Raw genomic sequence first — 15,941 nt, 5'->3', positions numbered from 1 at the left:
ATGCACCTGCCCGATCCGCCCTCCGACACGCCGCCGGGCGAGGACGACAGGACGCGCGTCGCCCCGCTGGCTCCGCGCGGCAAGCGGGCGCCGCCCGAGGACGACGCGACCGTGGTCAAGCGGCCGGCGCGACATGCCCCACGCGCGGCGGACAGCTCCCACTCCGGCGGTACGAGCACCAGCGACTGGGGTGCGCTGGGGGATCAGCCGTCTCCCGTAGACGTCGGTGTGGGCACCTTGCTCAAGGGGCGTTTCCTGCTGGAAAAGGAAATCGGCCGCGGCGGCATGGGCGTGGTGTACCTGGCGCGGGACGAGCGCAAGGTCGAAGCCCACGACCGTGATCCGCACGTCGCGGTCAAGGTCCTCAACGACGGGTTCCGCCATCATCCCGATGCCCTGGTCGCGCTCCAGCGCGAAGCGCGCAAGGCGCAGCGTCTGGCCCACGACAACATCGTCAGGGTCTACGACTTCGACAAGGACGGCGCCATCGTCTTCATGACCATGGAGTTCGTCGCCGGGCGCGACCTGCGCAGCCTGATCCGTGCGCGGATGGGCGAGGGCATGCCGATGGCCCAGGCTTACGGCCTGATCGAGGGCATGGGCCACGCCCTGCGTCGCGCCCACGAGGCCGGCCTGGTCCACTCGGACTTCAAGCCCGGCAACGTGATGGTGGAGGACGACCGGGTCGCGAAGGTGTTCGACTTCGGAATCGCGCGCGCGACCCGCGGCGGCCAGGGGACGGACGACCACACCGTGTTCGATGCGACGTCGCTGGGTGCGATGACGCCGGCCTACGCGAGCCTGGAAATGCTGCGCGGCGAGGAGCCCGCGTTCGCCGACGATGTATACGCCTTCGGATGCGTGGTCTACGAACTCCTGGCGGGCCGTCATCCGTTCGACAAGCAGACCGCGGAGCAGGCCAGCGCGGCGGGACGTACGCCAGCACCGGTGCCGGGGTTGGGCCGTCGCCAGAATCGCGCGCTGCGCTCCAGCCTGGCGTTCGACGGGCGGCAACGGCCGGACATGGCGACGCTGCTGGAGCGGTTGCGTCCGCGCAGTCGGCGCGAGCGGGTCGGTGCATGGCTGGCGGCGGCCCTGCTGGCGGCAGTGGTGGGCATGGCCGGTGCGACATGGCTCCAGTCGCATCGGCAGCAGGCCGAGAACCAGCGTGTGCTGGCGGGGTTTTCGACGCAGTCGGACCGACGTTTCGCCGACGAGGTGCAGGCGAACATCGCGCTGCAGGCGTTGAACGACGACGACCGGCATCGTCTCATCATCGATCACAGCGGCGTCATCGAGTCGTTCCTGCTGTCGCTGCTCGACGGTTACTGGTCGCCCGCGTCCGGACGCGACGATTACGCAGGCGCGCAGCGGGTGATGGCGTTGCGCGAGCAGCTGAAATTGTTCTCCCCGCAGCTGGAGGCGAGAGGGCGCAACCTCGGACAGGAGCGCGACCGCCTGCTCAACGATCTCGACACGCAACTCGACCGGACGATCGCGCAGGACGTTCCGTTCGAGCGCCTGCACCGGGAGGCCGTCGCGATTCTCGAACGGATCCGGCGTCTCGACCCGCAGAGCGGGCTGCTGCGCAACGCGAAGCTGGCGTTGCGCTACGACGCCGAAGTCGGGCGCGCGATCGAGGAAGGAAACGTGCAGGCGGCACGGCGCTGGCTGTCGACGGCGCGGCAGTGGTTTCCGGACGAGGCGAGCTGGAATGTCCGCGACCACGAATTGGACCTGGCCACGATGTCGCGGGCGCCGATGCCGACCCGAGCGGTCGGCGACGCCGCGATGACGGACGCCGAGATCGCATCGCACATCGAATCGGTGCAGGGGGCGGCGGCCGCCCACGATGTCGGAAAGGTGCGGGATCTGCTGGTCCGCATCACCGAGTTGCAGGCAGATCATCCGTTCCCGGAAACGGAGGGCAGGCAACTGCTCGCGGCGGCGATGCTCGGGCATGCCAGGGCACTGTTCCAGCAGGGACGGTGGGACGATGCGACGGCGGTGTTGTCGGCCGGGAGCGGCGTGCCCGACGATGCACGGCTGCATCGGGCGGCTGCGCGGTACGCGCTGGTACAGGAACTGGCCGGGCTCGGTGCCGAGGAGGCCGGCGCTGCACGGACCCGCCGGCTGCGATCGGAGCTGCAGCAGGCGATGACCCAGGATCGACGCGGCTTTCTGCAGATGCGGTCCGATCTGTCCGCCGTGGGCCGGCGTGGCGCCGGTGTGATCGCGCGGCTGGATGCGCTGGCGGGTGCGCTGGATGAGCGGGCGGCCGAAGCGGACGCGCCGGCTGCGCGCGAGCGGACGCGCGATGCGTGCGCGGCGTTGACGCCTGGAAGCGCCGCGATGTGCGTCGATTCGCTGGGCAGGCTCGGTGCCGGGCCTGCGCTGGTGGTGATTCCCCGGGAAGGCAGCGCACCCTTGGCGGTGATGCGGAGCAAGGTGAAGTTCGGCGATCTCGCGCGGTTCTGCGTGGATACCGGCGCGTGTCCGGACGCCCAGTGGCAGAGCGAAGCGAGCGCCAGCGACATTCCGCACGATCTGCTCATGCAGTACGCGGCGTGGCTGGGGCGCGCCAGCGGATACGCCTATCGCCTGCCGAGCGATGCGGAGTGGTTGACGGCGGCCCACGCCGGCGGCGGTCGATGCGCATTCTCGGAGACCAACCGTTGGGGGCTGGTCGGCATGCGCGATGGTTTCGCGGAATGGGTGCGCGACGGCGACCGGCTGGCCGAGCGGGGCGGACGGCGGCAGAACCCTTGCGGTGCACGCGGCAAGCAGGACAGCAGTGGCGAAGCGGATCCGGCGGTCGGGGCGAGACTGGTGAGGGAGATCGGATGAGCGGGTGGGAAGCCTGGGTCAACCTCGCCCTGGATGAACTCAACCAGGCCCATGCCAGCGGCCGGATCGCGCCCGACGAGTATCGTCGTAGCCGGCGGCAGTTGCTGGCGAAAGCGGCGATGCACATGAGCGATCGTTCGGATACCCAGCGCCGCCGGGCAGGTCTCCGTCAGCCCGCCCGTCCTCGGCCGGCAGGCCGGCGTGGACGGGTACAGTCTGCGTTTCGTTCCTGGGCGCTCGGCCTGTGGGTCGGCTGCATGATGCTGGGCGCCGCGGCGCTGTACTGGTACTGGGTGATCAGGGACTGAGCCGCCCGCCGCGGTCCTATGCCTCGTCCTCGCGCCCCGCGACGACCTCCAATTCGGAGAGGCCCGACGGCGCGAGATCGCGCAGGACCTCGGCGAAATCCTTCCCCACCAGCCGCTGGGCACGGCGCAGCAGCAACGGGACCGGGCTGGAAGGCTCCGCGCGCGCGTAGTAGGCGCACACGAGATCCAGCACACGACGGACATCTTCGGCCCGTTCGATCGTGAGCGACGCGGATGCGTTGCCGGCGCTGGCTGTCGTCTGCAGTGCGGGCGGCGCGTCGACGCCTGCGTCCAACGGCTGCGAGCGCTCGGCGATCGCCGGTTGCAGGAATGCCTGCAGTTCGCGCAATTCGGTCAGAAGCGGGCCGAGATTCGGGCCCGCGGACGAGGTGCGTTCGAAGATGATGGCCACGATCGCGGTCGCGTCTTCGGATGCGGCGGTCAGGGCGCGATCGATCCGGACCAGTTCGTCGAGTGGCGACTCGCGCAGGCAGGCTTCGATCGCCGCGAGGCCCGGAGCGCCTTCGGATTCCTTGGCGTCGACCTTCAGCACGCCCTGCGCGATACGCAGGTCGCGCAGCGAAAAGTGTTCGGGATGCACATCCTTGAACAGCTGGACCTTGCGGATCGCGTTGAGGACGCGTTCGTGCTCGCCAAGCGGCGCCAGCGCGTTGACTCGCTCGGTGGGGTCGTCGTCCTCGTCTGTATCCAGGCGTGGGTGGACCTGGACCCAGTACCGCTCCAGAAGCCCTCGGACCAGCGCAAGACCCTCGGCGAATCCGGTCAGCCCATCGAGGTGCAGGCGGGCGACGCAGAGATGGACCGCCAGCCGAAGATCCTTGGAGCTTCGCAACAGGATCTCCGCCTGTACGGCGATGCGCTGCCACTCCATCGGCTCCGATGCGATGACACCCGCACCGAGAGAGCGTTCCGGCCTCGGTCGCGCGAGCTCTTCCAATGCCTGGAAATCCGGTTCGTACTCGAGATTGGCGCCGGCCTCGTCGTCTTCCGCGACGGGGCGGAGCAGGTCGTCGATCATGTGGCTCTCCGATGCGTCAAGGGCTCAGGCCGGTTCGGAGCACGGTGTGCAGCCCCGGTGGTCCCAGTGGGGTGAGGTTGAAATCGAGATCGCTTTCGCGCAACCAGCGGTGGGTCGGATCGTCGTCGCTGCGACGATGCCATGCCATCGCCAGCGACGCACCCGGCAACTGGAACGGGAGCTCGAACCAGTCCAGATCCTTGTCGGCGACACTGGTGGCGGCCAGGCTGACGGGAACGGTGGCGACCATATCGGTGTTGAGCAGAATATCCCGGACCATGCTCCACAGCGGCACCGACACCGAGATCTGCCGATGCTGCCCGTTGCGGCGGAGATAGTCGTCCACCAGCCTCTGCTCCTGGGTGGCGTCGACGACCTGGACGTGCTGAAGCGAGAAATAGTCAGCTGCCGCCAATGGTCTGTTTCCGCGCGGATGGCGGCGGCGCTGCATGAGGACGTGGCGATCCTCGCCGAGCAGACGGGTACGCAGCCTGGGCGGCGGCCGCAACGAAATTCCGAGCAACAGGTCGATGTCGCCGCTCTCGAACTGCGCGTCAAGATTATCGTCGGTCATTTCCACGAAATGCAGTCTTATGGGCGGATGTTCGGACGTTCGTCGCTGGGCGCGCCGGATGAGATGCGGTCCAAGGACATCGATCGCCTCCGCGCGACCGGTGATCCGTACGACCCTGGCATCGCTGACAACGATGTCATCGGTTTCTTCGGAACGTATCTGGCTCAGTTTGTCGATGGCATCCCGCAACGGCTCGGCCAGTTTCAGCCCCTTGGGCGTCGCCACCATGCCGCGCCCCGTGCCTGACGGCGTCAGCAGTTGATCCTTGAATATGACCCGTAACCGCGCCAACTGTGCCGACAGGGCCGGCTGGCTGATGTGCAGCAACTTCGCCGCCCGCGTGACATTTCTCACCTCGAGCAAGGTGTGCAGCGACACGAGAAGCGGCAGGTCGGTGGGTCGTATGTTCATTCGGACACGTGTTCATTCAGACCCGTGACGGCGGCGAGGGGTTGAACAATTCCTCAAGAGGTGAGCCGTTGCTCGGTCGGGATGGTAATCGGGCTCCAGCGTGGCGGCGTATGCGGACGTTCCGATTTGCTATCGATGTCACGGAGTCGAATCGCAGCGCTTCTTTTTGTTATCCGCTCGATTACATTGCGGTTACTCACGCCGCGGTTCCGGTCGGCCATTACCGGCGCGTTAATCAGCTGGCGGTCGGGCCGCTGCCATAGACCGCGTGGCGGCGGGCTGTTCGGGCAAGCCGGAAAGGCCTCGAGTGCGCCGACATCGCCGCGCCGGCAATCGATGCGTCTGGTTTGGTCCGCGCGATGGGTTGTGGGTTGCGCGCGCTGCGCTGTGGCTGTGTCTATCTGCCCAGCCTGCGGGCCGCAACGCACCGGCTCCGCTTGAGGGCATCGCGGCCTGGCCCCGGTGGATCCAATGGCTCCAGCGGTGCGGGGCTGTCATCGGGGAGCTGCTTTCGATGGGCCGGCGGACTTGCTCCGGCTGCCGGAAGCGCCTACCATGTCGCGCTGCTGATCTGGATCGTCACGCGTCTGGCTGCGACCTTGAGTCGCGCTGTCGACGGCGCCCCGTTCGGCAGCTCAGCATCGGTCGGGCAGCGTCAATCGGGCGGCTGCCCTGGTTGCTTACCGATGCAGAGCCGGGCTTGGTCGGGGTGCATGTCGCCTCGATGCCGACATCCAGCGTGATCGGACAAGGGGCCCGCCGGGCCCCTTGGCTTTTTCGGGATCCGGTTTTTCAAGGTCTCGCGACGGATCGTCGCGGCAACTTTCTCAGATTCGGAGCGTTCGTGGCAGACAAGGCGACCACCATCACCGCATTGCTTGCGCCCACCGTCGAGGCGCTGGGCCTGGAGCTGCTTGGCGCGGAGTATCTGCCGACGCCGGGCAGTGCGGTGCTGCGCCTCTACATCGACCGTCCCGGTACCGATCTGGCCGCCGAGGCGGATGGGCAGGGCGTGGGTATCGAGGACTGCGAAGCGGTCAGCCGCGAAGTGTCCGCGCAGCTCGACGTCGAAGATCCCATCAGCAGCCAGTACACGCTGGAAGTGTCGTCGCCCGGCATCGACCGCCTGTTGTTCACGCCGGAGCAATTCGCGCGTTTCCAGGGCGAAAAGGTGAAGGTCGGTTTGAAACTGCCGCAAGACGGGCGCCGGCGTCTGACCGGGCGCATCGTCTCGGTCGAAGGCGAGCGGATCGTGTTCGACGTGGACGGACAGCCCCTCGAAGTGGCGTTCGACAACATCGACAAGGCGCGAATCGTGCCCGACTGGGTGGCATTGGGGCTTGCGCCCGCGAGGGATGCCTCCGGTCGCGATGCGCGTCCGGGCAAGGCGGACAGGAAAAAGGACAAGGGTGCCGGCGGGTCCGCGACCTGAGGCATCGGAACAGGGATATCCAGCCGGACCCGAAAGGGCTGGCGGGGAGGTGGAGGCATCGCCTCCTGCCCGACGAAGTGGACGAATCAAGACATCCAGAGGCGTAACAGAATGAGCAAGGAACTGTTGATGGTCGTCGACGCGGTCGCCAGCGAGAAGGGCGTCCCGGAAGCGGTGATCCTCGAGGCGATCGAAGCGGCGCTGGCCACGGCGGCCAAGAAGCGCTACCACGAGCAGGACGTGATCACCCGCGTGCAGATCGACGCCAAGGACGGGAACTACGAGACCTTTCGTCGCTGGGAGGTCGTGGCCGACGACGTGGTCATGGAGTCGCCCGACCGGCAGATCCGCCTGATGGACGCGGTCGAGGAGGCCGACGGCGTCGAGGTCGGTGATTACATCGAAGAGCAGATCGACAACGCCGAATTCGGCCGCATCGCCGCGCAGGCTGCCAAGCAGGTGATCGTGCAGCGCGTACGCGAAGCCGAGCGCCAGCAGGTCGTGGATGCCTGGAAGGACCGCATCGGCGAGCTGGTCACCGGCGTGGTCAAGCGCGTGGAGCGCGGCAACGTCTACGTGGACCTGGGCGGGAATGCCGAAGCCTTCATCCCGAAGGACAAGGCGATCCCGCGCGATGTCGTGCGCGCCGGCGACCGCATCCGCGGCTTCCTGTTCGACGTGCGCAGCGAGCCGCGCGGCCCGCAGTTGTTCATCAGCCGCGCCGCGCCTGAATTCATGATGGAGCTGTTCAAGCTCGAGGTGCCGGAAGTCGGCCAGGGTCTGGTCGAGATCAAGGCCTGCGCCCGCGATCCGGGCGATCGCGCCAAGATCGCGGTCATCGCCTACGACAACCGCACGGATCCGATCGGCGCGTGCATCGGCATGCGCGGTTCGCGCGTGCAGGCGGTCTCCAACGAACTCAATGGCGAGCGCGTGGACATCGTGCTGTGGAGCGATAACCCGGCCCAGTTCGTCATCAACGCGATGGCGCCGGCCGAGGTGCAGTCGATCGTGGTCGACGAGGACAAGCATTCGATGGATCTCGCCGTGGCCGAGGAACTGCTGGCCAAGGCGATCGGCAAGGGCGGACAGAACGTGCGCCTGGCCAGCCGCCTGACCGGCTGGCAGCTCAACGTGATGACCGCCGATCAGGTCCAGGCCAAGAGCGAGGCCGAGCAGATCGCCGCGCGCCAGCTGTTCCAGGACAAGCTCGAGGTCGACGAGGAAATCGCCGGCATCCTGGTGTCCGAGGGCTTCAGCACCGTCGAGGAAATCGCCTACGTGCCGGTCGGCGAGCTGCTCGCGGTCGAAGGCTTCGACGAGGACATCGTCGAGGAACTGCGCGCCCGCGCCCGCGACGCGCTGCTCAACGAGGCGCTCGCGGTCGAGGAGGAGATCGACGAGAACGCGCCGGCCGACGACCTGCTCGCCCTGGACGGCATGGACGAGACCACCGCGTACGCGCTGGCCTCGCATGGCGTGCGCACGGCCGAGGACCTCTCCGACCTGGCCGCCGACGAGGTGGTCGAGTTCGGCATCGAGGGCCTCGACGACGCCCGCGCCGCGGCGCTGATCCTGGCCGCCCGTGCCGAGGAAATCGCGCGCCTGGAGCGCGAGGGCTGACCGGTCGCGCGGATCCGGGTGAACGCCTCGCCCGCCGCGCCGACTCCCGCCAGCCAGAGCCGTTAGAATTGTCATATCCGCGTCGGCCGCCGGCCGCCGCACTGGACACGGAAACCGAATGTCGCAGCAAACCACCATCCGCAAGCTGGCCGCACTGGTGAACACGCCGGTCGAGAAACTGCTGGAACAGCTGGCCGAGGCCGGCATGCCGTTCAGCAGTCCCGACCAGGTGGTCACCAGCACCGAGAAGGTGAAGCTTCTCGGTTTCCTGCGCCGCACCCACGGCAAGGCCGAGAAGCCTGCCGAAGAGGACGCGGACAGCCCGAAGAAGATCACCCTCAACCGCAGCCGCAAGCAGGAGATCACTGTCGGAGGCGGCAAGAACCGCCAGACGGTGGACGTGGTCGTGCGCAAGAAGGTCACCCTGGTCAAGCCGGCCGAGCAGGCCAGCGCTCCGGCGGCGCCCGACACCACGTCCACGGACGCGTCCGTGGCCCCGGCGCCGGTTCCCACCGGTACGCCGGAGGAGAACGAGCGCGCCGAGATCCTGCGCAAGCTCGAGGCGTCGCGTCAGCGCAACCTGACCGAGCAGCAGCGCCTGGCCGACGAGGACAAGCGCCGCGCCGAAGAGGCCGCCGAACGCAAGCGTCAGGAAGAAGCCGAGGCCGAGCGCCTGCGTCAGGAAGCCGCGGCCGCGGCTGCCGATGCCAGTGCGACGACCGAGACCGAAGCGCCCAAGCGCGCCCATGGGCACGGCCATCCGCCGCGTCCGCCTGCGACGCCGGCGCGCGACGACCGCAGCGCCGGCAACAAGGGCAAGGCGCAGCGCGGCTCGCACGCCATGGTGGCGGGCGTGGAAGATGACGACAGCACCGCGCGCTTTGCCGGCCAGTTGCATCTGTCCGCGGCCGATCGCGCCCGTCGCAGCACTGCGCGTGGGCGGCCGAAGCCGCAGCGCCGCAATCCGGAGCAGTCGCGTGGCGGCGGCGGTCCGCACGGTTTCGCGCGTCCGACCGCTCCGGTCGTGCGTGAGGTGCCGGTGGGCGACGCCATCACCGTGGCCGAGCTGGCGCAGCGCCTGGCGATGAAGGGCGGCGACGTGGTCAAGGCCCTGTTCAAGATGGGCGTCATGGCCACCATCACCCAGAGCATCGATCACGACACCGCAGTGCTGGTGATCGAGGAACTGGGCCACACGGCCGTGCGTGCCGACAGCAACGATGCCGAGAGCGAGCTGATCGCTCACGTCGCCGAGCCGCAGGGCGACCTGGTCGCCCGCCCGCCGGTGGTGACGATCATGGGTCACGTCGATCACGGCAAGACCTCGCTGCTCGATTACATCCGTCGCACCAAGGTGGCCGGCGGCGAAGCCGGCGGCATCACCCAGCACATCGGCGCGTACCACGTCGAAACCCCGAAGGGCGTCATCAGTTTCCTCGACACCCCGGGCCATGCCGCCTTCACGTCGATGCGCGCCCGCGGCGCCAAGCTGACCGACATCGTGATCCTGGTGGTGGCGGCCGACGACGGCGTCATGCCGCAGACGATCGAGGCGATCCAGCACGCGCGTGCGGCCAAGGTGCCGCTGATCGTGGCGATCAACAAGATCGACAAGTCCGGCGCCGATCCCAGCCGGATCAAGAACGAGCTGCTCGAGCACGAAATCGTGGCCGAGGATTTCGGTGGCGACACGCAGATGGTGGAGCTGTCGGCCAAGACCGGCGACGGTGTCGACGATCTGCTCGATGCGATCTCGCTGCAGTCCGAAGTGCTGGAACTCAAGGCGGTCGAGAGCGGCCGTGCGACCGGTACGGTCATCGAGTCTTCGCTCGACAAGGGGCGTGGTCCAGTGGCGACCGTGCTGGTCCAGCAGGGCCAGCTCAACAAGGGCGACTATCTGGTGTGCGGCGTGCAGTACGGCCGCGTGCGCGCCCTCTTCGACGAGAACGGCAAGCCGGCCGACAAGGCGGGTCCTTCGATTCCTGTCCAGGTCCTGGGCCTGTCGGGCGTGCCGGATGCCGGCGACGACTTCGTGGTCGTCGACGACGAGCGCCTGGCCAAGGAAGTCGCACAGCAGCGCGAGTCCAAGCGCCGCGAGACGCGCCTGGTGCAGGCTGCGGGCAACCGCATGGAAGACATCATGGCGCAGATGGGCCAGGCCGAGCAGCAGCTGTCGCTCAACCTGGTGATCAAGGCCGATGTCCAGGGTTCGGTGGAGGCGCTGCGTCAGGCGCTGGTCGCACTGTCCAACGAGCAGATCCGCATCAACATCATCGTGTCGGGCGTGGGCGGCATCACCGAGTCCGATGCCAACTCCGCCGCGGCGGCGAAGGCGACGATCATCGGTTTCAACGTCCGTGCCGATGCCTCGGCGCGCAAGGTGATCGAGAGCAATGCGCTCGACCTGCGTTATTTCTCGATCATTTACGACGTCATCGACCAGGTGAAGCAGGTCGCATCGGGCATCCTGGGCACCGAGATCCGCGAAGAAATCATCGGTACCGCCGAGGTGCGCGACGTGTTCCGCAGCTCCAAGTTCGGTGCGGTCGCGGGCTGTATGGTCGTCGAGGGCATGGTCAAGCGCAGCAATCCGATCCGCGTGCTGCGCGACAACACCGTGGTCTTCGAAGGTGAGCTGGAATCGCTGCGCCGCTTCAAGGAGAACGTGGACGAAGTCCGCGTGAACACCGAGTGCGGCATCGGCGTGAAGGCCTACAACGACGTCAAGGTCGGCGACCAGATCGAGTGCTTCGAGCGCATCGAGGTCCAGCGCACGCTGTAACGCATCGACGGCCGGCTCCCAGTGTGGGGCCGGCCGCTTCGCGCTGTTTCATCCCATTCCCGCAGTCAGAAGAATCCGTGCCGCAGAAGTCCTTCCATCGTACCGACCGTGTCGCCGCCCAGCTGCGGCGCGAGCTGGGCACCCTGGTCCGCGAGGCCGTCGCCGAGCATGCGTTGCCTTCGGTCAGCGTGTCCGACGTGGAGGTCACCCGCGACATGGCGCATGCCAAGGTCTTCGTCACCGCGCTGCAGCCCGAGCGCGCCAAAGAGGCGATGACCGGGCTCAAGGCCGCGGCTGGCGAGATCCGCTTCCGGCTCGCGCGGGCGGTCAAGCTCCGGCACGTTCCGGAGCTGCACTTCCACTACGACGATTCGGTCGATCGCGGCGAACGTATCGACAACATCCTGCGCGACCTGCCGCCGAGTCCGGACGAGGACGGCGAGCCTTCGCGCGACTGACGCGACATTCCGGGTGCCCGCGCGTGCCCGGACCACCGGGGGCCGCATGTCCAAACCGCGTCGACGCTTTCGCCGGATCCACGGCATCCTGCTGCTGGACAAGCCACGTGGCCTGAGTTCCAACCAGGCCTTGCAGCGGGTGCGTCATCTGTTCGAGGCGGAGAAGGCCGGCCATACCGGCAGCCTCGACCCGCTCGCCACCGGTCTGCTGCCGGTCTGCTTCGGCGAAGCGACCAAGATCGCCGGTGGATTGCTCGGTGCGCGCAAGGCCTACGACACCGTGGCCCGGCTGGGCATCGTGACCGACACCGACGACGCCGACGGTCAGCCCCTGCGGGAACGCCCGGTGCCTGCGCTCGACGTGGGCCGCCTGGATGGCGCGCTGGGCGCACTGACCGGCCGCATCCAGCAGCGTCCGCCCATCTACTCGGCGCTCAAGCGCGGCGGCGAGCCGCTGTATGCCAAGGCCCGGCGCGGCGAGTCGATCGAGATCGAACCGCGTCCGGTCGATGTGCATGCTTTCGAGCTGCAATCGGCGGCGGATCTACTCGACGGCCTGCTCGACAACGGGGCGCCGCCGCAGTTGCGCCTTCACGTGGAATGCGGCTCCGGTACCTATGTGCGCAGCCTGGTGCGCGATCTCGGTGAAGCGCTGGGGTGTGGCGCCCATGTCGCCGAGCTGCGGCGGCTCTGGGTGGATCCATTCAGGGAGCCCCGGATGTGGACCCTGGACGCCCTGCAGGCGCTGGCGCAGCGGGGGCAGGGCGCATTGGACGCCTGCCTGCTGCCGATCGAGACCGGCATGACGGCCTGGCCGGAAGTGCGGTTGAGCGCGCCGCAGGCGCTCGCGCTGTCGTTCGGGCGGACGGTGGAGGGCGGTTTTTCGCCACGGGGCGAGGTAGGGGTGTTCGATGCCGGTGGTCGCGCCCTGGGGCTCGGCGACATCGACGACGGTGGGCGCCTGCGCCCCAAACGTCTGTTCAGCTGGGCCGTAAGCCAGCCGGGACAGGCGCCGGCCTGAGTTCCCGGGTTGTGGCCGGTCCTGCCGCGGGTGTAGAATTTCGCGCGCTTTTCGAGCGCGATCGTTCCATTTCCATCCATCCTGGCGGGCCCTGGCGGTGCGTCGACCGTTCCCGTTCCAGATCCGGCGCTGCCGCGGTCCGGAACGTCCAGCGAACGGCGCGTCTTCTGCGGGCTTCGCGACACGAGGCAACCATGTCCATCGATACCAGCGTCATCATCAACGAACACAAGCGGGGCGAAGGCGATACCGGCTCCCCCGAGGTCCAGGTCGCCCTGCTGACCGCGCGCATCGTGCACCTGACCGAGCACTTCAAGACCCACAAGAAGGACCACCACAGCCGGCGCGGCCTGCTGCAGATGGTCAACCGCCGCCGCAGCCTGCTGGACTATCTGCACCGCAAGGACGCAGACCGTTACAAGGCCCTGATCGAGAAGCTCGGTCTGCGTCGCTAAGCTCGAACCCCACCGCGGCGCAGCGATGCGCCGCGGTTTGTTTTTGCCCGGGACGATGTATCTGCTGCACGGAGGCGGCGGTCGACGGCCATGTCGGTCGGCGATCAGGCAGGACGAGATCCGCTTTACCGCCGTGGACGCATCAGGTGTCCGCGGCGTCATCCTCCAGGGCCGTTTCCAATGACGGCCGCCCGGACGGGACAAGGGTTCCGACCGGTTCATCGAAGAGAGTTTTCAAGGACACCAATCGTGGCGAAAGTTACCAAGAGCTTCCAGTACGGCGACCGTACCTTCACCCTCGAAACCGGCGAAGTCGCCCGCCAGGCCGGCGGCGCGGTCATCGTGTCGGTCGACGGCACCGTGGTGCTGGTCTCCGCCGTGGCGGCGAAGACCCAGCGCGAAGGGCAGGATTTCTTCCCGCTGACCGTCGACTACCAGGAAAAGTTCTACGCTGGCGGCCGCATTCCGGGCGGCTTCTTCAAGCGCGAAGGCCGCGCGACCGAGAAGGAGACGCTGACCTCGCGCCTGATCGATCGCCCGATCCGTCCGCTGTTCCCCGAAGAGTTCAAGAACGAAGTCCAGATCATCGCCACGGTGATGTCGCTCAACCCCGAGGTCGACGGCGACATCCCGGCGCTGATCGGCGCTTCGGCCGCCGTCGCCCTGACCGGTGCCCCGTTCCAGGGCCCGATCGGCGCAGCCAAGGTCGGCTACAAGGACGGCCAGTACCTGCTCAACCCGACCACCTCCGAGCTGGTCGATTCCGAGCTCGAGCTGGTCGTGGCCGGTACCGCCCAGGCGGTGCTGATGGTCGAGTCGGAAGCCGACGAGCTGTCCGAAGACGTGATGCTCGGTGCGGTGGTGTTCGGCCACAAGCACATGCAGATCGCGATCAACGCGATCAACGAGCTGGTCACCGAGGCCGGCAAGAAGCCGTTCGACTGGCAGGCCCCGGCGAAGAGCGAGTCGTTGATCGCCGCGGTGAAGGAAGCCGTGGGCGGCCAGCTCGGCGAGGCCTACCAGGTGCGCGACAAGCTGCAGCGCCGCGACGCGATCGGCGCGATCAAGAAGGACGTGCTGGGTGCGCTGATGCCGCGCGCCGAGAGCGAAGGCTGGAACCCGGCCGACCTCGGCAAGGAGTTCGGCGAGCTGGAGTACCAGACCCTGCGTAGCTCGGTGCTCGACACCAAGGTCCGCATCGACGGCCGTGCGCTCGACACCGTGCGCTCGATTTCCAGCAAGGTCGGCGTGCTGCCGCGCGTGCACGGCTCGGCGCTGTTCACCCGTGGCGAGACCCAGGCGATCGTGGTCACCACGCTGGGCACCGCCCGCGACGGCCAGGTGATCGACGCGGTCTCCGGCGAGTACAAGGAACACTTCCTGTTCCACTACAACTTCCCCCCCTACTCGGTGGGCGAGGCCGGCCGCATGATGGGTCCGAAGCGCCGCGAGATCGGCCACGGCCGCCTCGCCAAGCGCGGCGTGCTGGCCGTCATGCCGACGATGGAGGAGTTCCCGTACACGATCCGCGTGGTGTCGGAGATCACCGAGTCGAACGGCTCGTCGTCGATGGCCTCGGTGTGCGGCAGCTCGCTGTCGCTGATGGATGCGGGCGTGCCGATCAAGGCGCCGGTCGCGGGCATCGCGATGGGCCTGGTGAAGGAGGGCGACAACTACGTCGTGCTGTCGGACATCCTGGGTGACGAAGACCACCTGGGCGACATGGACTTCAAGGTCGCCGGTACCGAGAAGGGCATCTCCGCCCTGCAGATGGACATCAAGATCCAGGGCATCACCGAGGAGATCATGAAGGTCGCGCTGGCCCAGGCCAAGCAGGGTCGTCTGCACATCCTGGGCGAGATGGCCAATGCGCTGACCACCCCGCGCGAGGAGCTGTCGGAGTTCGCGCCGCGCCTGCTGACGATGAAGATCCATCCGGACAAGATCCGCGAGGTCATCGGCAAGGGCGGCTCGACCATCCAGGCGATCACCAAGGAGACCGGCACCCAGATCGACATCCAGGACGACGGCACCATCGTCATCGCGTCGGTCAACGCCGCCGCTGCCCAGGCCGCCAAGGCGCGCATCGAGCAGATCACCTCCGACGTCGAGCCGGGCCGGATCTACGAGGGCAAGGTCGTCAAGATCATGGACTTCGGCGCGTTCGTGACCATTCTGCCGGGCAAGGACGGCCTGGTGCACGTCTCGCAGATCTCCAGCGAGCGCGTGGAGAAGGTCGGCGACAAGCTGAAGGAAGGCGACGTGGTCAAGGTCAAGGTGCTGGAAGTCGACAAGCAGGGCCGCATCCGCCTGTCGATCAAGGCCGTGGAAGAAGGCGAGGGCGTGTCGGAGGGCTGATCTCCGTCGCGGTCATCGATCCGGGAAAAAGCGGGCTTCGGCCCGCTTTTTCTTTGGGTCTTCGTCTGACTGCGGGTGCTGACGGCGACGGCGATTCGCATCCGACGACGAAGCGCATTGGTGCGGGGCTTCGCTTTCTTTCGGTGCGACCTGACGGCCCCCGCCGTGGCCGGCAGGCCCTTGCCGCGAATGTCCCCCGGCCACCGCCATCCGGCGGCGGCCTCCTCCTTGATTTCGCGCAACGGCCTACCGGCCACGACGGGGATTGGCTTGCGGATCGGGTGGAGCGTCGTCATCGGGTCGTGCTTCGCTGGCGTCTTAGAGCGACCATGAACCCACCGAATCAGGGCGGACACACCCGGCGGTCGCGCCCGATCGGCAGCGCACATTCCTCGGCACCAGGCCGCACCCGAACATCGATGGCTCGAGCCATCGTCCGGCCTTGTCTGCCAACTGTGAGGGACCTCGGAAAACGAGAGCCGCAGAGCTGTGGCTACGGCAGTGCCCCACACGCTCCGTAAGCCGACGCCCCGTCGGGACCGGTGGCCTTCTCGGCGAAATCAAGGAGGAGGCCGCCGCCGGATGGCGGTGGCCGGGGGACATTCGCGCGAGGAGGCTGCCGGTTGCGGCGGG

Annotated in this window: 11 protein-coding genes; 9 read left to right on the top strand and 2 right to left on the bottom strand. The window is 67.7% G+C overall.

From position 1 onward, the window contains the following. On the top strand, positions 1 to 2,847 hold the full coding sequence (locus RG19_RS08565) for a bifunctional serine/threonine-protein kinase/formylglycine-generating enzyme family protein (RefSeq protein ID WP_058834911.1): 2,847 nt from the start codon (positions 1 to 3) through the stop codon (positions 2,845 to 2,847). After that, on the top strand, positions 2,844 to 3,155 hold the full coding sequence (locus RG19_RS08560; protein ID WP_058834910.1) for a hypothetical protein: 312 nt from the start codon (positions 2,844 to 2,846) through the stop codon (positions 3,153 to 3,155). The genes RG19_RS08565 and RG19_RS08560 overlap by 4 nt, the downstream gene beginning before the upstream one ends. A gap of 16 nt (positions 3,156 to 3,171) precedes the next feature. Here RG19_RS08560 and tssA read toward each other — a convergent pair whose 3' ends face one another. Together tssA and RG19_RS08550 are read right to left on the bottom strand one after the other, a co-directional pair. Continuing rightward, positions 3,172 to 4,194 (bottom strand): type VI secretion system protein TssA, encoded by a 1,023-nt coding sequence (tssA, locus tag RG19_RS08555; RefSeq protein WP_058834909.1) that lies wholly within the window; start codon positions 4,192 to 4,194, stop codon positions 3,172 to 3,174. A gap of 16 nt (positions 4,195 to 4,210) precedes the next feature. Next, on the bottom strand, positions 4,211 to 5,179 hold the full coding sequence (locus tag RG19_RS08550) for a LysR family transcriptional regulator (protein WP_058834908.1): 969 nt from the start codon (positions 5,177 to 5,179) through the stop codon (positions 4,211 to 4,213). Between the two features lie 844 nt (positions 5,180 to 6,023). Here RG19_RS08550 and rimP point away from each other — a divergent pair. The 7 genes from rimP to pnp all read left to right on the top strand — a co-directional run bounded on the left by rimP (position 6,024) and on the right by pnp (position 15,308). Next, a complete protein-coding gene (gene rimP / locus RG19_RS08545; protein ID WP_058834907.1) occupies positions 6,024 to 6,611 on the top strand; it encodes a ribosome maturation factor RimP in 588 nt (195 codons plus the stop codon). Between the two features lie 111 nt (positions 6,612 to 6,722). Then, on the top strand, positions 6,723 to 8,234 hold the full coding sequence (gene nusA / locus RG19_RS08540; RefSeq protein WP_058834906.1) for a transcription termination factor NusA: 1,512 nt from the start codon (positions 6,723 to 6,725) through the stop codon (positions 8,232 to 8,234). A 118-nt stretch (positions 8,235 to 8,352) separates the two neighbouring features. Further along, positions 8,353 to 11,016, top strand: a complete 2,664-nt coding sequence (infB, locus tag RG19_RS08535; protein WP_058834905.1) for a translation initiation factor IF-2 — start codon at positions 8,353 to 8,355, stop codon at positions 11,014 to 11,016. A 77-nt stretch (positions 11,017 to 11,093) separates the two neighbouring features. Beyond that, entirely contained in the window at positions 11,094 to 11,474 is a 381-nt protein-coding gene (rbfA, locus tag RG19_RS08530; RefSeq protein ID WP_058834904.1) for a 30S ribosome-binding factor RbfA, read from the top strand. Between the two features lie 46 nt (positions 11,475 to 11,520). Then, positions 11,521 to 12,495 carry a tRNA pseudouridine(55) synthase TruB gene (gene truB, locus RG19_RS08525; protein WP_058834903.1) on the top strand — a complete coding sequence of 325 codons (975 nt, stop codon included), beginning with the start codon at positions 11,521 to 11,523 and terminating at the stop codon, positions 12,493 to 12,495. Positions 12,496 to 12,689: 194 nt separating this feature from the next. Beyond that, positions 12,690 to 12,950, top strand: coding sequence for a 30S ribosomal protein S15 (gene rpsO / locus RG19_RS08520; protein ID WP_058834902.1), 261 nt, complete (start codon positions 12,690 to 12,692; stop codon positions 12,948 to 12,950). A gap of 249 nt (positions 12,951 to 13,199) precedes the next feature. Beyond that, positions 13,200 to 15,308, top strand: a complete 2,109-nt coding sequence (gene pnp, locus RG19_RS08515; RefSeq protein ID WP_058834901.1) for a polyribonucleotide nucleotidyltransferase — start codon at positions 13,200 to 13,202, stop codon at positions 15,306 to 15,308. Positions 15,309 to 15,941 lie beyond the last annotated feature (633 nt).

Origin of the sequence: Luteimonas abyssi, from assembly GCF_001482195.1 — a bacterium.
GTDB classification, from domain to species: domain Bacteria; phylum Pseudomonadota; class Gammaproteobacteria; order Xanthomonadales; family Xanthomonadaceae; genus Luteimonas; species Luteimonas abyssi.
This window is presented reverse-complemented; position numbering and strand designations above follow the sequence as displayed.

Coding starts and splice junctions, on each gene's coding strand:
- RG19_RS08565 (WP_058834911.1), top strand. CDS start 1: ATGCACCTGCCCGATCCGCCCTCCGACACGCCGCCGGGCGAGGACGAC.
- RG19_RS08560 (WP_058834910.1), top strand. CDS start 2,844: ATGAGCGGGTGGGAAGCCTGGGTCAACCTCGCCCTGGATGAACTCAAC.
- tssA (WP_058834909.1), bottom strand. CDS start 4,194: ATGATCGACGACCTGCTCCGCCCCGTCGCGGAAGACGACGAGGCCGGC.
- RG19_RS08550 (WP_058834908.1), bottom strand. CDS start 5,179: ATGAACATACGACCCACCGACCTGCCGCTTCTCGTGTCGCTGCACACC.
- nusA (WP_058834906.1), top strand. CDS start 6,723: ATGAGCAAGGAACTGTTGATGGTCGTCGACGCGGTCGCCAGCGAGAAG.
- infB (WP_058834905.1), top strand. CDS start 8,353: ATGTCGCAGCAAACCACCATCCGCAAGCTGGCCGCACTGGTGAACACG.
- truB (WP_058834903.1), top strand. CDS start 11,521: ATGTCCAAACCGCGTCGACGCTTTCGCCGGATCCACGGCATCCTGCTG.
- rpsO (WP_058834902.1), top strand. CDS start 12,690: ATGTCCATCGATACCAGCGTCATCATCAACGAACACAAGCGGGGCGAA.